This is a genomic window from Sphingomonas melonis (assembly GCF_013409985.1).
GTDB lineage: Bacteria > Pseudomonadota > Alphaproteobacteria > Sphingomonadales > Sphingomonadaceae > Sphingomonas > Sphingomonas melonis_A.
The window spans coordinates 485,828-501,222 of the sequence record NZ_JACCBY010000001.1 but is presented as its reverse complement, the minus strand read 5'-3'; the positions used below and the strand labels follow the sequence as shown (position 1 = coordinate 501,222).

Annotated in this window: 24 protein-coding genes; 6 read left to right on the top strand and 18 right to left on the bottom strand. The window is 65.9% G+C overall.

From position 1 onward, the window contains the following. The first annotated feature begins 4 nt into the window (after positions 1–4). The 4 genes from HD841_RS02510 (at position 5) to HD841_RS02495 (ending at position 1,487) form a co-directional block, all read left to right on the top strand. On the top strand, positions 5–292 hold the full coding sequence (locus tag HD841_RS02510; RefSeq protein WP_179507297.1) for a hypothetical protein: 288 nt from the start codon (positions 5–7) through the stop codon (positions 290–292). After that, positions 289–651, top strand: a complete 363-nt coding sequence (locus HD841_RS02505) for a hypothetical protein (protein WP_179507296.1) — start codon at positions 289–291, stop codon at positions 649–651. The genes HD841_RS02510 and HD841_RS02505 overlap by 4 nt, the downstream gene beginning before the upstream one ends. After that, on the top strand, positions 648–890 hold the full coding sequence (locus HD841_RS02500; RefSeq protein WP_179507295.1) for a hypothetical protein: 243 nt from the start codon (positions 648–650) through the stop codon (positions 888–890). Before HD841_RS02505 ends, HD841_RS02500 begins: the two co-directional genes overlap by 4 nt. Positions 891–1,214: 324 nt before the next feature. Next, a complete protein-coding gene (locus HD841_RS02495; RefSeq protein ID WP_179507294.1) occupies positions 1,215–1,487 on the top strand; it encodes a hypothetical protein in 273 nt (90 codons plus the stop codon). Here the strand turns inward: HD841_RS02495 and HD841_RS02490 are convergent, their stop codons facing one another. From HD841_RS02490 to HD841_RS02420, 15 genes are all read right to left on the bottom strand, one after another. Continuing rightward, positions 1,488–1,865, bottom strand: a complete 378-nt coding sequence (locus HD841_RS02490; protein WP_179507293.1) for a hypothetical protein — start codon at positions 1,863–1,865, stop codon at positions 1,488–1,490. Between the two features lie 47 nt (positions 1,866–1,912). Further along, positions 1,913–2,341, bottom strand: a complete 429-nt coding sequence (locus HD841_RS02485; RefSeq protein ID WP_179507292.1) for a hypothetical protein — start codon at positions 2,339–2,341, stop codon at positions 1,913–1,915. Further along, positions 2,341–2,655, bottom strand: coding sequence for a hypothetical protein (locus HD841_RS02480; protein ID WP_179507291.1), 315 nt, complete (start codon positions 2,653–2,655; stop codon positions 2,341–2,343). The genes HD841_RS02485 and HD841_RS02480 overlap by 1 nt, the downstream gene beginning before the upstream one ends. Continuing rightward, positions 2,645–2,917, bottom strand: a complete 273-nt coding sequence (locus HD841_RS02475) for a hypothetical protein (RefSeq protein ID WP_179507290.1) — start codon at positions 2,915–2,917, stop codon at positions 2,645–2,647. Before HD841_RS02475 ends, HD841_RS02480 begins: the two co-directional genes overlap by 11 nt. Further along, positions 2,910–3,290: a hypothetical protein gene (locus HD841_RS02470; protein WP_179507289.1), complete on the bottom strand. Its 381-nt coding sequence runs from the start codon at positions 3,288–3,290 to the stop codon at positions 2,910–2,912. Before HD841_RS02470 ends, HD841_RS02475 begins: the two co-directional genes overlap by 8 nt. Positions 3,291–3,577: 287 nt before the next feature. Then, a complete protein-coding gene (locus HD841_RS02465) occupies positions 3,578–3,886 on the bottom strand; it encodes a hypothetical protein (protein WP_179507288.1) in 309 nt (102 codons plus the stop codon). After that, positions 3,883–4,191 (bottom strand): hypothetical protein, encoded by a 309-nt coding sequence (locus HD841_RS02460; protein WP_179507287.1) that lies wholly within the window; start codon positions 4,189–4,191, stop codon positions 3,883–3,885. Before HD841_RS02460 ends, HD841_RS02465 begins: the two co-directional genes overlap by 4 nt. After that, the gene (locus HD841_RS02455; RefSeq protein ID WP_179507286.1) at positions 4,188–4,355 is read right to left on the bottom strand and encodes a hypothetical protein; all 168 of its coding nucleotides are present in this window, start codon (positions 4,353–4,355) and stop codon (positions 4,188–4,190) included. Before HD841_RS02455 ends, HD841_RS02460 begins: the two co-directional genes overlap by 4 nt. Then, positions 4,352–4,696, bottom strand: a complete 345-nt coding sequence (locus HD841_RS02450) for a hypothetical protein (RefSeq protein ID WP_179507285.1) — start codon at positions 4,694–4,696, stop codon at positions 4,352–4,354. Before HD841_RS02450 ends, HD841_RS02455 begins: the two co-directional genes overlap by 4 nt. Beyond that, positions 4,693–4,989: a hypothetical protein gene (locus HD841_RS02445; protein WP_179507284.1), complete on the bottom strand. Its 297-nt coding sequence runs from the start codon at positions 4,987–4,989 to the stop codon at positions 4,693–4,695. The genes HD841_RS02450 and HD841_RS02445 overlap by 4 nt, the downstream gene beginning before the upstream one ends. Before the next feature lie 157 nt (positions 4,990–5,146). After that, positions 5,147–6,157 (bottom strand): MarR family winged helix-turn-helix transcriptional regulator, encoded by a 1,011-nt coding sequence (locus tag HD841_RS02440; RefSeq protein ID WP_257015177.1) that lies wholly within the window; start codon positions 6,155–6,157, stop codon positions 5,147–5,149. Between the two features lie 120 nt (positions 6,158–6,277). Beyond that, positions 6,278–7,831: an NAD(P)(+) transhydrogenase (Re/Si-specific) subunit beta gene (locus tag HD841_RS02435; protein ID WP_179507283.1), complete on the bottom strand. Its 1,554-nt coding sequence runs from the start codon at positions 7,829–7,831 to the stop codon at positions 6,278–6,280. A 41-nt stretch (positions 7,832–7,872) separates the two neighbouring features. Then, complete coding sequence (locus HD841_RS02430) at positions 7,873–8,172, bottom strand: NAD(P) transhydrogenase subunit alpha (protein ID WP_179507282.1); 300 nt, start codon at positions 8,170–8,172, stop codon at positions 7,873–7,875. Between the two features lie 152 nt (positions 8,173–8,324). Further along, positions 8,325–9,446: an NAD(P) transhydrogenase subunit alpha gene (locus HD841_RS02425; RefSeq protein WP_179507281.1), complete on the bottom strand. Its 1,122-nt coding sequence runs from the start codon at positions 9,444–9,446 to the stop codon at positions 8,325–8,327. A gap of 10 nt (positions 9,447–9,456) precedes the next feature. Beyond that, entirely contained in the window at positions 9,457–9,579 is a 123-nt protein-coding gene (locus HD841_RS02420) for an aa3-type cytochrome c oxidase subunit IV (RefSeq protein ID WP_257015176.1), read from the bottom strand. A gap of 157 nt (positions 9,580–9,736) precedes the next feature. Here HD841_RS02420 and HD841_RS02415 point away from each other — a divergent pair, with 157 nt between their 5' ends. Both HD841_RS02415 and HD841_RS02410 read left to right on the top strand, forming a co-directional pair. Continuing rightward, positions 9,737–11,155 carry a sigma-54-dependent transcriptional regulator gene (locus HD841_RS02415; protein ID WP_179507279.1) on the top strand — a complete coding sequence of 473 codons (1,419 nt, stop codon included), beginning with the start codon at positions 9,737–9,739 and terminating at the stop codon, positions 11,153–11,155. A 36-nt stretch (positions 11,156–11,191) separates the two neighbouring features. Then, on the top strand, positions 11,192–11,932 hold the full coding sequence (locus HD841_RS02410; RefSeq protein ID WP_179507278.1) for an SDR family NAD(P)-dependent oxidoreductase: 741 nt from the start codon (positions 11,192–11,194) through the stop codon (positions 11,930–11,932). On the opposite strand, the gene HD841_RS02405 is transcribed toward HD841_RS02410, so the two are convergent. From HD841_RS02405 to HD841_RS02395, 3 genes are all read right to left on the bottom strand, one after another. Then, positions 11,933–12,817 carry a bestrophin family protein gene (locus tag HD841_RS02405; protein ID WP_179507277.1) on the bottom strand — a complete coding sequence of 295 codons (885 nt, stop codon included), beginning with the start codon at positions 12,815–12,817 and terminating at the stop codon, positions 11,933–11,935. A 71-nt stretch (positions 12,818–12,888) separates the two neighbouring features. Continuing rightward, on the bottom strand, positions 12,889–13,944 hold the full coding sequence (gene folP / locus HD841_RS02400; RefSeq protein WP_179507276.1) for a dihydropteroate synthase: 1,056 nt from the start codon (positions 13,942–13,944) through the stop codon (positions 12,889–12,891). A gap of 198 nt (positions 13,945–14,142) precedes the next feature. Then, positions 14,143–15,294: a site-specific DNA-methyltransferase gene (locus HD841_RS02395; RefSeq protein ID WP_306455764.1), complete on the bottom strand. Its 1,152-nt coding sequence runs from the start codon at positions 15,292–15,294 to the stop codon at positions 14,143–14,145. Between the last annotated feature and the right edge of the window lie 101 nt (positions 15,295–15,395).

The window sequence follows — 15,395 nt, the reverse complement described above, 5'->3', positions numbered from 1 at the left end:
CCATATGCCCGACGCCCGCGGCTGGATCGGCATCGGCGTGTTCGTCCTGACCGTCATGGTGCTGTGGATGCTCGCCGTGTTTCCGGACCTTCGACAGGATGAATTCTTCAAGACGATCGCCACGCTGATCATCGGCACCGGCTTCGTCAATGGCGTCGTGTCGTGGGCCTACAGCGCCACCAAGGGCGGAGGCGAGATCGCTGACCGCAACGCCGCGATCGTGGAGCGGCATGCTGAGACCCCGGCCGGCACCCCCAATGATCCACTCAGCGTCACGGAGCAGAAGCCATGAAGATCCTCGACACCATCTGGAAGGCCGTGACCGGCAAGACTGCGGTCGCTGTTGCCTCCACCATCCTCACCCAAGCCGTCGCGGCCGCAGCTCAGCGCGGTAATCCGATCGGCAATGCGGCGCACTCGGCTGTCGCGGCGATCGAGAACACGACCCTTTCGGGCAGCGAGAAGAAGGCCCACGTCATTGCCGCAATCGTGCCGGTGATCATCGCTGAAGCGAGAAAGGGCGGCACTGCGGTCGTCAACGATGTCGAGCAGTTCGCCGGCATGGTGGTCGAGGAGGTCGTCGCGCAGTTCAAGCAGACCTCGCTGCTGTCGATCGCGCTCAGCATCCTGAGGTCGCTCGGCCTCAAGTGAGCGGCACCGGACGGGTCATCGCGGTCGACCTCGCGTCGGTCCCGAACACGAACCGGCCCGCCCGGCTGATCACCGTGGATCGTGACAGCGGCGAGCGGTTGCAGTTCTACACGCCGCGGGAGGATGTGGCACCGACGGTTGGGGACGTGATCGGCTGGGGTCCGCGACATGCTCAGTTTGCCGGGCACCGCGTGAAGAAGCTCAGCAACGAGATCGACCCGGCCGCGCCGCTGACGTAAATACCCGAAAGCACGAACTTTCCAGATTCACCTCGCGTTCCGGTGGTGCTATATACGTGGTGCTGTGGCGCTCATTTGAGACGTGACCGGATACTCAGGGAAGGCACCCGTTTCGACACGGGCGGCGCGATCCGCGCTAGACCGGGTGGTAAGGCCTCCTGCCGCAGCAACGAAGTCCCTGCTCTGCTAGCGGCTCAAGCATGGCATCAGGTTGGCGAGAGGTCGCGTTGCCGATCGTCAGACAGCGGTGGTCTTGGGCGATGGTCCGATCCGATCCGCTGGCAGTCGGTGGAAGCCCGGCATCTATCGCGCTATCCGCGCCCCATGACCCCCCGCGAGCAAACCGTAATCGAACTAGCCCTGAAGGTGCTGGAAGAAGCCTCGCTGATGAAGAAGCCGCCGGAAAGCCTCACCAGCGTACGCCTTGCGCTGAGAGTCCTACTGCCCCACTGCCCCGAGAAATGGCCGCTGGAGGGTTTCTGGGGCGGCGTCACCAACGAGCATGAGATTGGCCGGGCTCAGACGATGACGGCCTCGCTCAACGGCATACGGTTGCAGCTGGAAAAGCGGGGGTGGAAGCCGCGGTATCAGTCGTGATCAGATGTCCAGATTGCGGCGTCTGATCTCGGCTAGCAGGGCGGCCGCCTCTAGATTGCTCGGCTCCCCGTCTGTGGCCTGGTAGGCGGCGAGGAGTGCATCGTCATTTAGAGCGCGCCGGCTGGGAAACACCTTGTCGCGGATATGGTTGAGCAGATCACCTCGACTGCCACCCTCAATGCGGGGGGCGTCACCGGTCTCTCCTGCCTCAAGCAACTGCCGAGTTTGCACGATCTTTGAGGGCCAAAGCCGTTCCACCTCGGCGCGCTTCGACTCGGCGCTGTCCTTTCCGAAGCGAATGTCATCCTTGGCTGCCTCGCCTTCCAACCCAAGTTCCCACTCAGCGTAAGCTCGGGCTGCCCGTTCGATCGTGTCCATCGGGCTACGCTATGCCTGCTTTCACGATTCGCACAGCATTTCCGCGCTCACTTCCCCCTCCCCTCGCGCACCTGATCGAGCCGCAGGATGGCGGCGCGGGCATCGTCGCGGAAGTCGTCTCGCGTGAAGGCGCTCTCATAGCCGGCAGCCCGTCGCTCTACCTTTGTATTCGGCAGCGCCAGCCAGTCGGCTTTATCGCCTCCGTAGATAGCCTGCGCAACAGCTTCTACCTCTTGGTCGGTCTGGTTCATGCGCATCGCTCTCACTTTTTCTGCTGCATTGTGGATGCCTTTTGCCGCGCGGGTAAAGCGCGCTAAGCTACCGTCTGGACCCCACAAGGTTGGCGGATATGTTCCAACTTTCTGCAAGGTGCCGTTTTCCTGAGCCCGCTCGACCATGTCGCTAAATCGTGTCCCGTCAGTGATCGGCGAGAGTATGTAGCCATACTCATCTGGCACGGGCTTTATATCACTCATCACACCTCCTCCCCGTTCAGCCGGTCGGGCTTGGGTGGGGTGGCGCGGATGGCGGTGGCGATTTCCATATCGCGACATCCTAAAACGCCCGCGTCTGGATGATCCTCGGCCAAGGGGAATTCCTCGCAGATCCTTGCACACCGCTCCCGCATCGCGTCCTCGGCTTGCTGGCGGTGGGCTGCCATCGCCCGCACGATCGCACCGTAATCGAACTCCTCGACGCATGCTTCGCACATCTCTTGCAGCATCTCGCGAATTGCTGCCTTGGTCGCGGCATGATCAGCCTGCGTCACCGCTATCAGATCATCCTGCATGGGGAGGCTCCTGAAACGACCGCAGCTTGGCAACAGCAGCCGCGCGATCAAGGGTGTATTCCGGCACCGTCATGATGGCGAACCCACCGCACGCTTCCATGACGGCCGCGGCGTCGGCGTCATCAGGCAGCAGCTCAGCGATGTCCGCCTCGGTAGCGTCCGGCATCATGTCGAAGCCGTCGCAGAGCACGTCGTGGATCTCCATATCGAGGTGACGGTCTGGCCCGGTGCCGGCCTCTATCCTCGCGATCAGGTTATGCATGGGGAGGCTCCTGGGGGGTGGCCGCGACCATCCACATGTACGCTTCATCAAAGCGGTCGACCGCCAAGCGCAATTCTCGCGGCTCGCCTGCGTCGGCAGACGCATCAGCAAGGCGACGGGCAGCGTAATCGAACACTTCTTGTAAAGTCGCGCCGTCGAGTGGATGGCCTACCGCCGCGATAACAGGGCGGGTTGGGAGGCATTCGGTTGGCCCCATACCCTCGTCGCGGTGCTCCCACGCATCTTCCACCACAGCATCCGATAGCTGCTCGCCGCGCTTTCGCGTCACCATCCATGCATATGCCGCGAACATGCCGCGCTCGAAGTATGCCTTCTCGAAGTCGCCCGCGCGGTTGGTGATGTCGTTGCTCATCACAGGTTCCTATCCATGAATGTGACGTATGCCCGTGCCGGGGCGTAGATCAGCCACAGCGGTATAAGCGCTATGATCTGCCAAAGGGGGCGCTTCATGGCGCGATCACTTTACAACGTCGGCAAGCTTGGCGTCCCACAGCCGTTGCAGGAAGCTAACAACATGCCTTTGAGTAGCCACTGCCATAGGTAGATCAGGCATTTCGTCTGGCGCAATCAGAGACTCTACAGATTGCGCGTCAAAAAGTGCCTGCTGAATTTCGTCTAGTCGTAGATTATGGATAGACATCACAGCGCCTCCCTATGCTGATCTAGAAGCTGCAAATAATGATCGCCGCGCTCTATCTGCGCAGCTTTGAAAGCTAGAGTAGCAGCCACCTCATGCAGAGCGCGGGCGTCAGATGGCGCTTCTTCGCTGTATGCGTTCGCGTTCTCACGCATCGTTTTCGCGTCTGATCGCAACATTGATACGATCAGCGAGCGCTCTGTTTCGCCGGATGTAGCCGCATCAAGCGCTTGTTCAAATGCGCCCCAATGGGTTGCATCGTCAGCGTCAAGCCATGTGCGAATGATGCTCTTGATCTCATCGGCCGTCATGCTTCCCACCCCTCAAGGTATTCTTGAACCGCGACGAGCAGCCGGCAGCCGTCATCGTACTGCCCTCGCTGGTCGAGGTTCTCATATTCAGGCGGTGCGCCATGCAGCAGCGCGAGAACCGAGCGGAGCGCGTCGGCCATCTGGTAAGCCGTCTCGCGATGGCGGAGGTTGTCTCCGATCGGCATGTCACCGCGCATTGCCTCAGCAACGTCGAGCGTAGCAGCGTTGCCGGCTGCGATAGCGGACAGAGCCATGTCCCATTCCGTGCGAACGTTCGGACACGCTACAGGCATATTGTCGCTCATGGACGGACCTTTCCATCGGCGCGCGTCAGGGCAGCATTAATCTGCTGCACGACGGCGAAATTGTTGAAGTCTTCGAGGTTCCACATGTGGCGGTGCTCCATCCACAAGGCCTTCTTTGCCTCGACCAAAGCGGCGTAGAGCGTGGGCGCGACTTCCTGCGTCATTGGTTGTGGTCCTCCCGCTCGATCATGTCTGCGAAGCTTTTGGCGTAGCCACGCATCTCCATGTCCCACGCGAACCACTGCCCCCTAATCGTCTGGCCGCCGTTGCGGAGAAAGGCGATGACAGACATGCGTTCACTGGTGGCCATGATTGAGCCGTGCAGCTTACAGGCGGCATCGATTTCCTCTGGCGTGGAGGAGGCAAGAATTTGCTCGTCAGTTTGCGTCAGCATCTCGGCGACCGCGTCATCAGCGATGGCAAGGCGGCGACCGTCGCACATGTCCGAATGCCGAATGGCATCTATCCCCCAAGGAAAGCCGCATGTTGCGCAGACGCCGCTCATGCTGCTAGCCCCAACATAAGCTGCGAATGGATAAGCCAAGCGGCTTTCGACTGCGCCCTCTGCATGCTCTTGTGGCTCGATATCAGACCGAACTCTACGGTGTCGGGATCGACGCGCGAACCATCGTTCAAGCGCCAGTACAGCGAATAGCGCGCCGTGGTGTCAGCGATGAAGAAGTCCAGCCACTCGCCGTCGTCAGGCACTGGCACACGTAGCTTTGGGTAAACATCGGTCAATACGACCGTCTGATTAATGGTCCGCGGATGGACCGCAAATTCGGGATTGTTCTGCATCTGTTGCCACTCCGTTCGCGAAGCAAAGTGGCTTAGAACCGTGTATCTTGGGGCTGATCTCTCGGTGTAAACGAGACGCTCTACCAACTGAGCTAATCGCCCCCTTGCGGGTTCGCCTGCCCTGCCAAAGCTGACGGCGATCCGCAAGGGGGGAGGATCACCCCGCCGCCTCGATCTTCCGCAGCGCGATCATATAGGCGTGCATCGCCTCGCTGGCGCGGGGGGAGAGCGTCATGAAGGCGCGGCGGCGGTCGGCGGGGTCGGGGTGGCGGATGAACAGCTCCATCTCGGTCATCTTGGCGATCCAGCGCAGCGCCGTGGTCGGCGCGACGCCCGCGGCGATGCACAGGCTGGACACGCTGACCTGCACCCCCTCCAGCTCGGCGGCGAACAGGTCGAGCAGCATGTCCCACGCCGGGTCCTCGAACAGCGCCTCGCCGCCGAACTGGCCGAAAAACTTGCTGCGCAACTGCCGGCGGTGGATGACGCGGCGGACATCCTGCGCGCGCACCGGCAGGCCGGCCGTCGCCGGCTCGCTGTCGTAGGCGGTGCGACGGTCGCCGAGGTCGGCGGGCACGCCGCTGTGGCGCATCACGTCGGCGGCGAAGCGCGAGATGCGCTCCATCCCCTCGGTCAGTCGCCGGAGCCGCTCCTCCGCGCTGTCGCGCCCGTCATATTGGAACGGCTCGCGATCGGTCTGCACCGCGTCGCGCAGGCGGTCGTGCAGCGCCGGCAGCGGCGGACGGAGCGTCGCGGCGAGACTCGCCACCCGCTGCTCCGCGGTCGGACGGCAGAGCATGTCCGCCGACAGGCCGAGCAAATGGCGCGCGACGAGGTCGAGGTGCGGCTCGTCGAATGCGATCACGGCGGAAACATCGTTGGCCATCATGTGCGCCGTAACGAGCGGCAGCACCGTGTCGAGCACGACGGGATCGATGGCGCTGGCCTCTGCGACGATGGTCGGCCGCCCCGCCAGCATTGGCAGCGTCGCGGCGACGTCGGCCCAGCCGATCCGCTGCAGCAGCCGCGCACCGACGCGCGCGATCGCGGCCTCGAACGGCGCCGCGGCGGCGGGCTCGGCGATCAGCAGCACGGGCCGGCCTCGATCGGTATAGGACCGCGCCCGGCAATCCATCGTCTCGGCTTCAGCAAACGTCGCGATCCCCATGCTGTCAGGATAAGCAGCACGCAAAACGGTTCGCGCTGATTCACCTCCATTTTCGCGCCACTGCCACGCGCGAAAACATCCACCAGACCTTATCACCTCCGAAACGGATGCACCCTAGACTCAGTCGAGCGACTTGACGATCTCCTCGACCATCTTCTTGGCGTCGGCGAGGAGCATCATCGTATTGTCTCTGTAGAACACGTCGTTATCGACACCGGCATAGCCGACGCCGCCCATCGATCGCTTGATGAACAGCACGGTCTTCGCCTTTTCGACATCGAGCACCGGCATGCCGTAAATGGGCGAGCTTTTGTCGGTCTTGGCGGCGGGGTTGGTGACATCGTTGGCGCCGATGACGAAGGCGACGTCGGTCTGCGCGAACTCGGAATTGATGTCTTCCAGCTCGAACACCTCGTCATAGGGCACGTTGGCTTCGGCGAGCAGCACGTTCATATGACCCGGCATGCGGCCGGCGACCGGATGGATGGCGTATTTGACGCGGACGCCGTGCGCCTTCAACTTGTCGGCCATTTCGCGCAGCGCATGCTGTGCCTGCGCGACCGCCATGCCATAACCGGGAACGATGATGACCTGTTCGGCCTGGCTCATCAGGAAGGCCGCATCTTCGGCGCTGCCGCGCTTCCACGGCCGGTCGATCCGGGCGGCGTCGCCGCTGCCGCCGCTCTCCGCGCCGAAGCCGCCGGCGATGACGGACACGAAGCTGCGGTTCATCGCGCGGCACATGATGTAGCTGAGGATCGCGCCGGACGAGCCGACCAGCGCGCCGGTGATGATCATGGCGCTGTTGTGCAGCGTGAACCCCATCGCCGCCGCCGCCCAGCCCGAATAGCTGTTGAGCATGCTGACCACGACCGGCATGTCCGCGCCGCCGATCGGGATGATCAGCAGGAAGCCGATCGCGAAGCTGAGGATGGTGATCGTCCAGAAGATCCAGGGGCTCTGGTCCTGCGTGAAGGCGACGATCAGCAGCAGGATCGCGGCGAGCACGCCGAGGTTGATGACGTGGCGGCCGGGCAGCAGGATCGGCTTGCCGCCCATCGTGCCGTTGAGCTTGAGGAAGGCGATCACCGAGCCCGAGAAGGTGATCGCGCCGATCGCGACGCCCAGCCCCATCTCAATCCGGCTGACCGGATGGATCGCCGCAAAGGGCCGGCCCAGCATCGGGATCACCATGTCGGCGATGCCGAAGGCGATCGGGTTGAGAAAGGCTGCTGCGGCGACCAGCACCGCGGCGAGCCCGACGAGGCTGTGGAAGGCGGCGACGAGCTGCGGCATCGCGGTCATCGCGATCCGCCGCGCGGTGGTGATGCCGATGACCGCGCCGATACCGATCGCGGCTAGGATCAGTCCGATCGTCGTCCAGTCCAAGGCGAACGCAGGTGAATGGATGAATGTGTGACAAACGGGCTCGCCGCTGCCCGCAGCAGTATGCAGCTGGCTACATAACTGACTCTTCCCTGGGGGCTGCATACGGCCGGGAAGATGCGTGACCAACGTCGTCACCACCGCGATGGTCATGCCGATCATGCCGAAACGGTTGCCGCTCTGGCTCGACGTCGGCGACGAGAGGCCACGGAGCGCGAGGATGAAGCAGATCCCGGCGATCAGATAGGCGAGCGCTGCGAACGAGCTGCCTGCGGTTGCGTGTTCCATCCTACCCCCGGATCGTCATGTGTCGGTGTGGGCTGCGCCCGTCAGTGCTTCGCCGGCGCCGGCCGGTCCTTCTTCCTGTACATCGCCAGCATCCGCTGGGTGACCGCGAAGCCGCCGAAGATATTGATGCTGGCGAGCACGACGCCGAGCAGCCCGAGCCATTTCGACGCAGTGCTTCCCGCCGCCGCGCCGGCGATCAGCGCGCCGACGATGATCACGCTGGAGATGGCGTTGGTCACCGCCATCAGCGGCGTGTGCAACGCCGGCGTCACCGACCAGACGACATAATAGCCGACGAAGCACGCCAGTGCGAAGATCGACAGGATCGCTACGAAGTCCATAATCCCACTCCTTCAGGCGGCGATGCGGTGCGGTGATGATACCGGATGCCCGATCTCTTCGGCCGCCTCGATCCAGCCACGTACCGCATCATAGGCGTTCGCCAACGCTGGTTCCGCCGCATCCGGCCGAGAAGGGCGTCGGCCTCCACGGTCTATGACAGCAACCGCGGGTTGACGATCTGCCCGCCCCTGGTCAGCCGTATCGCATCGCCGATCTCGGCGTCGAGCACCGGACGACCGGCGTCCTTGTCCCAGAAGGTCGACAGGAAATTGTAGAGGTTGCGGCTGAACAGCGCCGAGGCGTCGGCGGGCAGGCGCGACGCCATGTTGCGGTGACCGATGATGCGCACGCCGTGCCGCTCGACGATCTCGCCCGCCACCGCGCCCTCGACATTGCCGCCCTGCTCGACCGCGAGGTCGACGATCACGCTACCCGGCTTCATCGAGGCGACCTGCGCGTCGCTGATCAGCCGCGGCGCCGGGCGGCCGGGGATCAGCGCGGTCGTGATGACGATATCCTGCTTGGCGATATGGCTGGAGACGAGTTCGGCCTGCGCCGCCTTATATGCGTCGCTCATCTCGCCGGCATAGCCGCCGGTCCCCTCGCCCTCGATGCCGGCGACATTCTCGACGAAGACCGGCTTGGCGCCGAGCGACTGGATCTGCTCGCGAGTCGCGGCGCGGACGTCGGTGGCGGACACCTGCGCACCCAGCCGCCGCGCGGTGGCGATCGCCTGCAGTCCCGCGACGCCGACACCCATCACGAACGCCTTGGCGGCGGATATTGTCCCCGCGGCGGTCATCATCATCGGAAAGGCGCGGCCATATTCCGACGCGGCGTCGAGCACCGCCTTGTAGCCGGCGAGGTTGGACTGGGACGACAATATGTCCATCGACTGGGCGCGGGTGATGCGCGGCATGAACTCCATCGCCAGCGCCTCGAAGCCGGCGGCGGCATAGGCCTCGATACGGGCGCGCTCGCCAAAGGGGTTGAGACCGGCGACGATCCACGCTCCGGAAGCGGCCGCCGCGAGGTCGGCTGGATCGGGGCCCTGCACGCCAAGGATGATGTCCGCCCCCGCCATGGTCGCCCCGCGATCGGCGACGATGGCGCCGGCGTCAGCATAGGCCTGATCGGTGTAACTAGCGGCGATCCCGGCACCGGCCTCGATCGCGACACGCGCGCCCAGGGCGGCGAACTTCCGGACGGTTTCCGGCGTGGCGGCGACCCGCCGCTCGCCGTCTGCATGTTCCTTGAGGACGGCGATCTTCATGTCGGCGGGCCTAGGCGATCAGCCAGATCACCAGCGCGACGATGACCGCGCAGGCGATGGCGCCCCAGAACAGCATCTTCGTGACGCTTGAATAGGTCGATTCATGCGCCTTCAAATCACCATTGCCGGCCATCATCCAACCCTCGTCTGCTCCTGGCGTATGCGCCATTGTGGCCGATACCTGCCCGCAAAGCGTCGCAGCCGTCAAGGCGGGCCGCCGCATCGGGGGTTTAAGGTCGCCTTTACTCGTGCATTGTATCACCTGCCCCGAACCGGGACAGGAATAGACCATGACGCGCAACGGACAGCGCCTGCTTTTGCTGATTGACGACGAGCCTGCCCAGCGCCGCCTGGTGTCGGCGCTCGCCGCCCGCGCCGGGTGGCGATCGATCTTCGCCTCCGACGGCGAGATGGCGCTCGCCCAGCTCGGCACGCAGGATGGCATGCAGCTCGACGCCATCCTGCTCGACCATTGGGCGCCCGATGCGGATGCCGCGCCGCTGATCGCCGAGCTGCGCGAGCGGCGCCCGGCCCTGCCGGTGCTGCTCGTGACCGCCAACGGCTCGGTGGCGCATGCGGTGGCGGCGATGCGCGCCGGGGCGACCGACTTCCTGGTCAAGCCGCTCGCGCCCGAACGGCTGCTCGCCGCGCTCGAATCGGCCGTGGCGGGCACCGCGGTCGGCGAGCTGCGGCCGCTGACCGAGAAGATTCCGGCGCTGCTCGCCTTCGACGAAATCGTCGGCTCGTCGCCCGATTTCCGCGCCGCGCTGGCGATCGCCGCCAAGGCGGCGCGCGCCCGGGTGTCGGTGCTGGTCGAGGGCGAGAGCGGTGTCGGCAAGGAGGTGGTCGCCGATGCGATCCACGCCGCCTCGCCGCGATCGAAGAAGCCGATGATCACGGTTAATTGCGGCGCCATTCCCGGCAACCTAGTCGAATCGGAGCTGTTCGGACACGAGAAGGGCGCCTTCACCGGCGCGTTCGAACGCAAGATCGGCAAGTTCGTCGACGCCGACGGCGGCACCATCCTGATCGACGAGATCGGCGAGATGCCGCTGGAGACGCAGGCGAAGCTGCTGCACGTCCTGCAATCGGGCGTGATCCAGCCGATCGGCGCGCGGCACGGCCGCGAGGTCGACGTCCGCGTCATCGCCGCGACCAACAAGAAGCTGCTCCAGGAGGTCGAGGCGGGCCGGTTCCGCGAAGACCTCTATTACCGGCTCAACGTCGTGCAGGTGACGATCCCGCCACTGCGCGAGCGGCTGGGCGACGTGCCGGCGCTTGCCCGCCATCTGCTCGCGCGGATCGCGCAGCAGCCGGGCCTGCGCCCGCTCGGCATCACCGACGACGCCCTGGCGTTGCTGGTGCAATATGACTGGCCCGGCAATGTCCGGCAGTTGCAGAATGCGCTGTTCCGCGCCGCCGTGCTCTGCGAGGGCGCGGCGCTGACCCGGGCCGACTTCCCGCAGATCGCCGCGCTCGGCGATCGCCGCGTCGGCACCACCGGCTCGGCCAGCGCGTCGGCCGGGGGCATCACCCTGTTCCGGCCGGACGGCAATCTGCGCCCGCTCGAGGATATCGAGGCCGACGTGATCCGGCTCGCCATCGGCCATTACCGGGGCCGGATGACCGAGGTGGCGCGCCGGCTCGGCATCGGCCGCTCGACGCTGTACCGCAAGCTCGGCGAACTCGGTATCGACAACGCCGCCTGACTTCCATCGGCGACGGGGCGGCGCTAGCCTCGACTGATGCCCTGTCGCCAGATCCTCGTTACCGGTGCCGCCTCCGGCATCGGCCTCGCCACCGCGCAGCATCTCGCGGCGCATGGTGCCGACCGGCTCGTGATAGTCGATCGGGACGCGGCGGCGCTGGCGCGGATCGCGCTGTCCTGCCCGGTCGAGGCACTGGTCGGCGATGTCGCCGACGAAGGCTTCTGGGACGAGGCCGCGCCTCGCCTCGCCGGGATCGATGGCGCGGTGATCAATGCAGGGGTCGCCGGGGCGGGGCCGATCGCCGATCTCCCTCTCGCCGAATGGCGGCGCATCCTCAGCGTCAATCTGGACGGTGCGTTCCTGACGCTGCGGGCGGCGCTGCGCGCGATGCACGGCGGTGGCGCGATCGTCGCGACCGCCTCGGCGGTGGGGATCAAGGCGGAGGCCGGCGTCGCGGCCTATGGCGCGTCGAAGGCGGCGCTGATCCATCTGGCCAAGGTCGCCGCCAAGGAAGGCGCGCCGCGCGGCATCCGGGTGAATGCGATCGCTCCGGCCGGGGTCGAGACGCCGGTGTGGGACGCGATCCCGATGTTCGCCGACCGGGTCGCCGCGGTCGGCCGCGATGCCGCCTTCGCCGAACTCGCCGCGCTGGCGACGCCGCTCGGCCGCTATGCCAAGCCGGAGGAAATCGCCGCGCAGATCGGCTTCCTGCTCTCCGACGCGGCGACGCTGATCACCGGCGCCTGCCTGGTCAGCGACGGCGGCTATACGTTGTGATCACCACAACACGCCCTTGACCGGCTTGACCGGGTCGGGGGCGGGATCGCCGATCGACTGGAGCAGGTCGATCTCGATCGTCCGGCACATCGCGGTCAACGGCACGTCGTGGACCGTATCCGCAAAGGGATCGACGAGATCGTCACCGATCTGCAGCACCGCCAGGAACATCAGCCCAGCAACAGTCGAGCCCAGTGGCGTAGCGAATCCAAGGGTTTCGACGAGGCCGATGGGGAGCAGGATGCAAAAGATATGGGTGAAAAGTGTCGGGAAGAAGCGATATTGGTTGGGCAGCGGCGTGTTTTTGAGCCGTTCCATGCCGCCCTGCGCGTTGGCGATGTCAACCAGCGTCGATTCCATCCGCGTCTGCTGGATGGTGTCGATCCAGCCCCGGCGGCGGGCATCGTCGATGCGGCGGCCGGTGCCGTCGAGCAGGCCGTTGGCGATGTTGCTGCGGGTCAGCGCCGGCTCCGCCTCGCCGCGCGACAGGAATTTGAGCACCTGTTCGTCCACCGGCTGGCGGCGCAGCTGGCAGCGCAGCGCGTTCACATAGGCGATCTGGCGGATGACGATCGTCCGGCGCAGATCGTGCGCCTCGTCGATCGGCAGGAAGTTGCGCGCCTCGCGGCTGAGGCTGCGCGAGGCGTTGATCATCGCACCCCACAGCACGCGGCCTTCCCACCAGCGCTGATAGGCCGAATTGTCGCGGAAGCCGAGGAACAGCGCCAGCACCGAGCCGAACAGGGTCAGCGGCAGCGACGGCGCCTTGAACGGCAGCACGTAGTAAGTGACCGTGACGATCACGTCCCAGACGAAGAGGATGACGAGCGGTTTCCAGACTTCGGAAACGATGCGGCCGAGGCGGGGCGAGGATGCAACGATCATAGCGGGTCCAAATGGGATCGAAGCGGCCCGAACGCATCAACAATCGTTCTGCTGCAACGCAAAATCACAATTCAGCCACCGACCAGCGCACGGTCGCGCAGGCCGCGCCAGACGCGCAGCGCCTGAACCGTCGCGGCGACGTCGTGGACGCGCAACAGCTGCACCCCCGCCTCGGCACCCTTCAGCGCCAGCGCGAGGCTGCCGCCGAGTCGCGCCGCCACCGGCGCTTCATGGTCGAGCGCACCGATCATCCGCTTGCGGCTGGCACCGAGCATGATCGGGCAGCCGAGACCGTGGAACAGCGCCAGACCGTTGATCAGCGCGAGATTCTCGGTGAGCGTCTTGCCGAAGCCGATGCCGGGATCGACGATGATCCGCGTCGCATCCACGCCCGCCGCGACCACCGCGGCGATCCGCGCCTCCAGCCAGTCGAACACGTCGGTCAGCACGTCGCGATAGCCGGTGCGGGCATGGCCGCCCTCGCGGGGATCGGGCGAGTGCATGAGCACGACGGGGCATTGCGCCCGCACCACCACGTCGAGCGCGCGCTCGTCCCACAGCAGCGCCGAGACGTCGTTGACGATATGCGCCCCGGCGGCCAGCGCCGCTTCCATGACCGCCGCCTTGCGGGTGTCGATCGAGACGGGGGTGCCGCTGCGCGCGAGGCGTTCGATGACCGGGACGACGCGGGCGATCTCGTCGCCCTCCCAGACCTGCGCCGCGCCGGGGCGGGTCGATTCGCCGCCGAGGTCGACCAGCGCGGCGCCGGCGGCGGCCATGTCGACGCCGGCCGCAGCGGCGGCGGCGGGGTCGTCGCTATGCTGGCCGCCGTCGGAAAAGCTGTCCGGCGTGACGTTGAGGATGCCGGCGACCAGCGGCTGGTCGAGCCGCAGCGTGCGCTCGCCGAGCCGGAGCGGCGGGCGCGGCGCGGTGATCGCGGCGTGGAGGCGGGCGGCGCGGTCGCCGAGGGTCGCGAGTTCGGCGACCGCGACGGTGCGGCGCTTGCCGGGCTCGATGACCTCATAGGCGGCGAACCATTGCAGGCCGCCGGCCAGGCGCGCCACCGCGCCGTCGGCATGGGTGACGGGAGTGTCGACGAACTGGACGGGGCGGAGGTGGAGGCTCATGGCCGACCCTTCCGACGGCGGCTCGAACAAGGCAATATCCCTAATTCCTCCCCCGCAAGCGCGGGTGCGACCCGACATCGTGGCAGTGCAAGGCACGGACGGAGGGGAGGATGCGGCGAACTTCGGCCTATGCGGGACCGCCCCCTCCACCACCCGCCGGCGCGGGCGGTTCCCAGCGCAGGGTCGGAGAAATGAAGGTTACGGCTGCGTCGCGAGCAGGTAGGTCTGGCGCAACGTGTCGATCGGCTTGAGCTTGCCCTCGCCGTCGTGGTGCCAGAAGGTCCAGCCGTTGCACGCGGGGGCGCCTTGCAGCGCCGCGCCGAGCTTGTGGATCGAGCCGGCGGCGCCGCAATCCGACAACAGGCTGCCGTCGGCGCGCACCGTCACGCGGAAGCGGCGCTTGGCGTCGGTCAGCACCGCGCCGGGGGTCAGATAGCCGTTCTCGACCAGCACGCCGAAGGCGACCTTGGGCTGCTGGCGCGGACTCTGCATCGTCGACAGCGCCGATTCGTCGAGCGGCAGCGCTGCGGCGATCCGCTCCTCGGCGGCGGCGATATAGTCGCCCTCGCGCTCGATGCCGATCCAGCGGCGGCCGAGCCGCTTGGCGACCGCGCCGGTGGTGCCGGTGCCGAAGAAGGGATCGACCACGACGTCGCCCGGCTTGGTGCAGGCGAGCAGGATGCGGTACAGCAACGCCTCGGGCTTCTGCGTCGGGTGGACCTTGACGCCCCCCTTCTTGAGCCGCTCACCACCGCCGCAGATCGGGAATTCCCAGTCCGAGCGCATCTGCAACTCGTCGTTGAGCGTCTTCATCGAGCGATAGTTGAAGGTGTATTTGGCGCCCTCCCCCTTCGCCGCCCAGATCAGCGTCTCGTGCGCGTTGGTGAAGCGGGTGCCGCGAAAGTTCGGCATCGGATTGGCTTTCCGCCAGACGATGTCGTTGAGGATCCAATAGCCGAGATCCTGCACCGCCGCGCCGACGCGGAAGATGTTGTGATAGCTGCCGATCACCCAGATCGTGCCGTCATCCTTGAGGATGCGGTGCGCCTCGGCCAGCCAGGCGCGGGTGAAGGCGTCATAGGCGGCGAAGGTGTCGAACTTGTCCCAATCGTCGGTGACCGCATCGACATGCGTGCCGTCCGGTCGGAAAAGCTCGCCGCCGAGCTGGAGATTGTAGGGCGGGTCGGCAAAGACCATGTCGACCGACTTGTCGGGCAACGCGCGCATCGCCGCGATGCAATCGCCGCGGATGATGCTGTCCAGGGGAAGCTGTGCGGCCGGGCGCGTCGCCGTCGGCGCCGCTGTGCGCGCCGCGACCCGCGACCGCCTGACCTTCTCGATAACCGCCATTACGTCCCCCTTGCCGCCCTATTCGCGCGAAACACCGGACTCTCGTCAAGGGATGATTGGTTAACGATGAGTCCTGCCGTTCGGTTAACGCGACCGGCCAC

Bases quoted from the DNA above. Each gene is read 5' to 3' on its own strand.
- HD841_RS02460 (WP_179507287.1), bottom strand. From the start codon at position 4,191: ATGAGCGACAATATGCCTGTAGCGTGTCCGAACGTTCGCACGGAATGG.
- HD841_RS02480 (WP_179507291.1), bottom strand. From the start codon at position 2,655: ATGCAGGATGATCTGATAGCGGTGACGCAGGCTGATCATGCCGCGACC.
- HD841_RS02470 (WP_179507289.1), bottom strand. From the start codon at position 3,290: ATGAGCAACGACATCACCAACCGCGCGGGCGACTTCGAGAAGGCATAC.
- HD841_RS02410 (WP_179507278.1), top strand. From the start codon at position 11,192: ATGCCCTGTCGCCAGATCCTCGTTACCGGTGCCGCCTCCGGCATCGGC.
- HD841_RS02395 (WP_306455764.1), bottom strand. From the start codon at position 15,294: ATGGCGGTTATCGAGAAGGTCAGGCGGTCGCGGGTCGCGGCGCGCACA.
- HD841_RS02420 (WP_257015176.1), bottom strand. From the start codon at position 9,579: ATGGCCGGCAATGGTGATTTGAAGGCGCATGAATCGACCTATTCAAGC.
- HD841_RS02435 (WP_179507283.1), bottom strand. From the start codon at position 7,831: ATGGAACACGCAACCGCAGGCAGCTCGTTCGCAGCGCTCGCCTATCTG.
- folP (WP_179507276.1), bottom strand. From the start codon at position 13,944: ATGAGCCTCCACCTCCGCCCCGTCCAGTTCGTCGACACTCCCGTCACC.
- HD841_RS02440 (WP_257015177.1), bottom strand. From the start codon at position 6,157: ATGGGGATCGCGACGTTTGCTGAAGCCGAGACGATGGATTGCCGGGCG.
- HD841_RS02450 (WP_179507285.1), bottom strand. From the start codon at position 4,696: ATGAGCGGCGTCTGCGCAACATGCGGCTTTCCTTGGGGGATAGATGCC.
- HD841_RS02495 (WP_179507294.1), top strand. From the start codon at position 1,215: ATGACCCCCCGCGAGCAAACCGTAATCGAACTAGCCCTGAAGGTGCTG.
- HD841_RS02505 (WP_179507296.1), top strand. From the start codon at position 289: ATGAAGATCCTCGACACCATCTGGAAGGCCGTGACCGGCAAGACTGCG.
- HD841_RS02455 (WP_179507286.1), bottom strand. From the start codon at position 4,355: ATGACGCAGGAAGTCGCGCCCACGCTCTACGCCGCTTTGGTCGAGGCA.
- HD841_RS02430 (WP_179507282.1), bottom strand. From the start codon at position 8,172: ATGGACTTCGTAGCGATCCTGTCGATCTTCGCACTGGCGTGCTTCGTC.
- HD841_RS02425 (WP_179507281.1), bottom strand. From the start codon at position 9,446: ATGAAGATCGCCGTCCTCAAGGAACATGCAGACGGCGAGCGGCGGGTC.
- HD841_RS02465 (WP_179507288.1), bottom strand. From the start codon at position 3,886: ATGACGGCCGATGAGATCAAGAGCATCATTCGCACATGGCTTGACGCT.
- HD841_RS02475 (WP_179507290.1), bottom strand. From the start codon at position 2,917: ATGCATAACCTGATCGCGAGGATAGAGGCCGGCACCGGGCCAGACCGT.
- HD841_RS02445 (WP_179507284.1), bottom strand. From the start codon at position 4,989: ATGCAGAACAATCCCGAATTTGCGGTCCATCCGCGGACCATTAATCAG.
- HD841_RS02510 (WP_179507297.1), top strand. From the start codon at position 5: ATGCCCGACGCCCGCGGCTGGATCGGCATCGGCGTGTTCGTCCTGACC.
- HD841_RS02485 (WP_179507292.1), bottom strand. From the start codon at position 2,341: ATGAGTGATATAAAGCCCGTGCCAGATGAGTATGGCTACATACTCTCG.
- HD841_RS02415 (WP_179507279.1), top strand. From the start codon at position 9,737: ATGACGCGCAACGGACAGCGCCTGCTTTTGCTGATTGACGACGAGCCT.
- HD841_RS02405 (WP_179507277.1), bottom strand. From the start codon at position 12,817: ATGATCGTTGCATCCTCGCCCCGCCTCGGCCGCATCGTTTCCGAAGTC.
- HD841_RS02490 (WP_179507293.1), bottom strand. From the start codon at position 1,865: ATGGACACGATCGAACGGGCAGCCCGAGCTTACGCTGAGTGGGAACTT.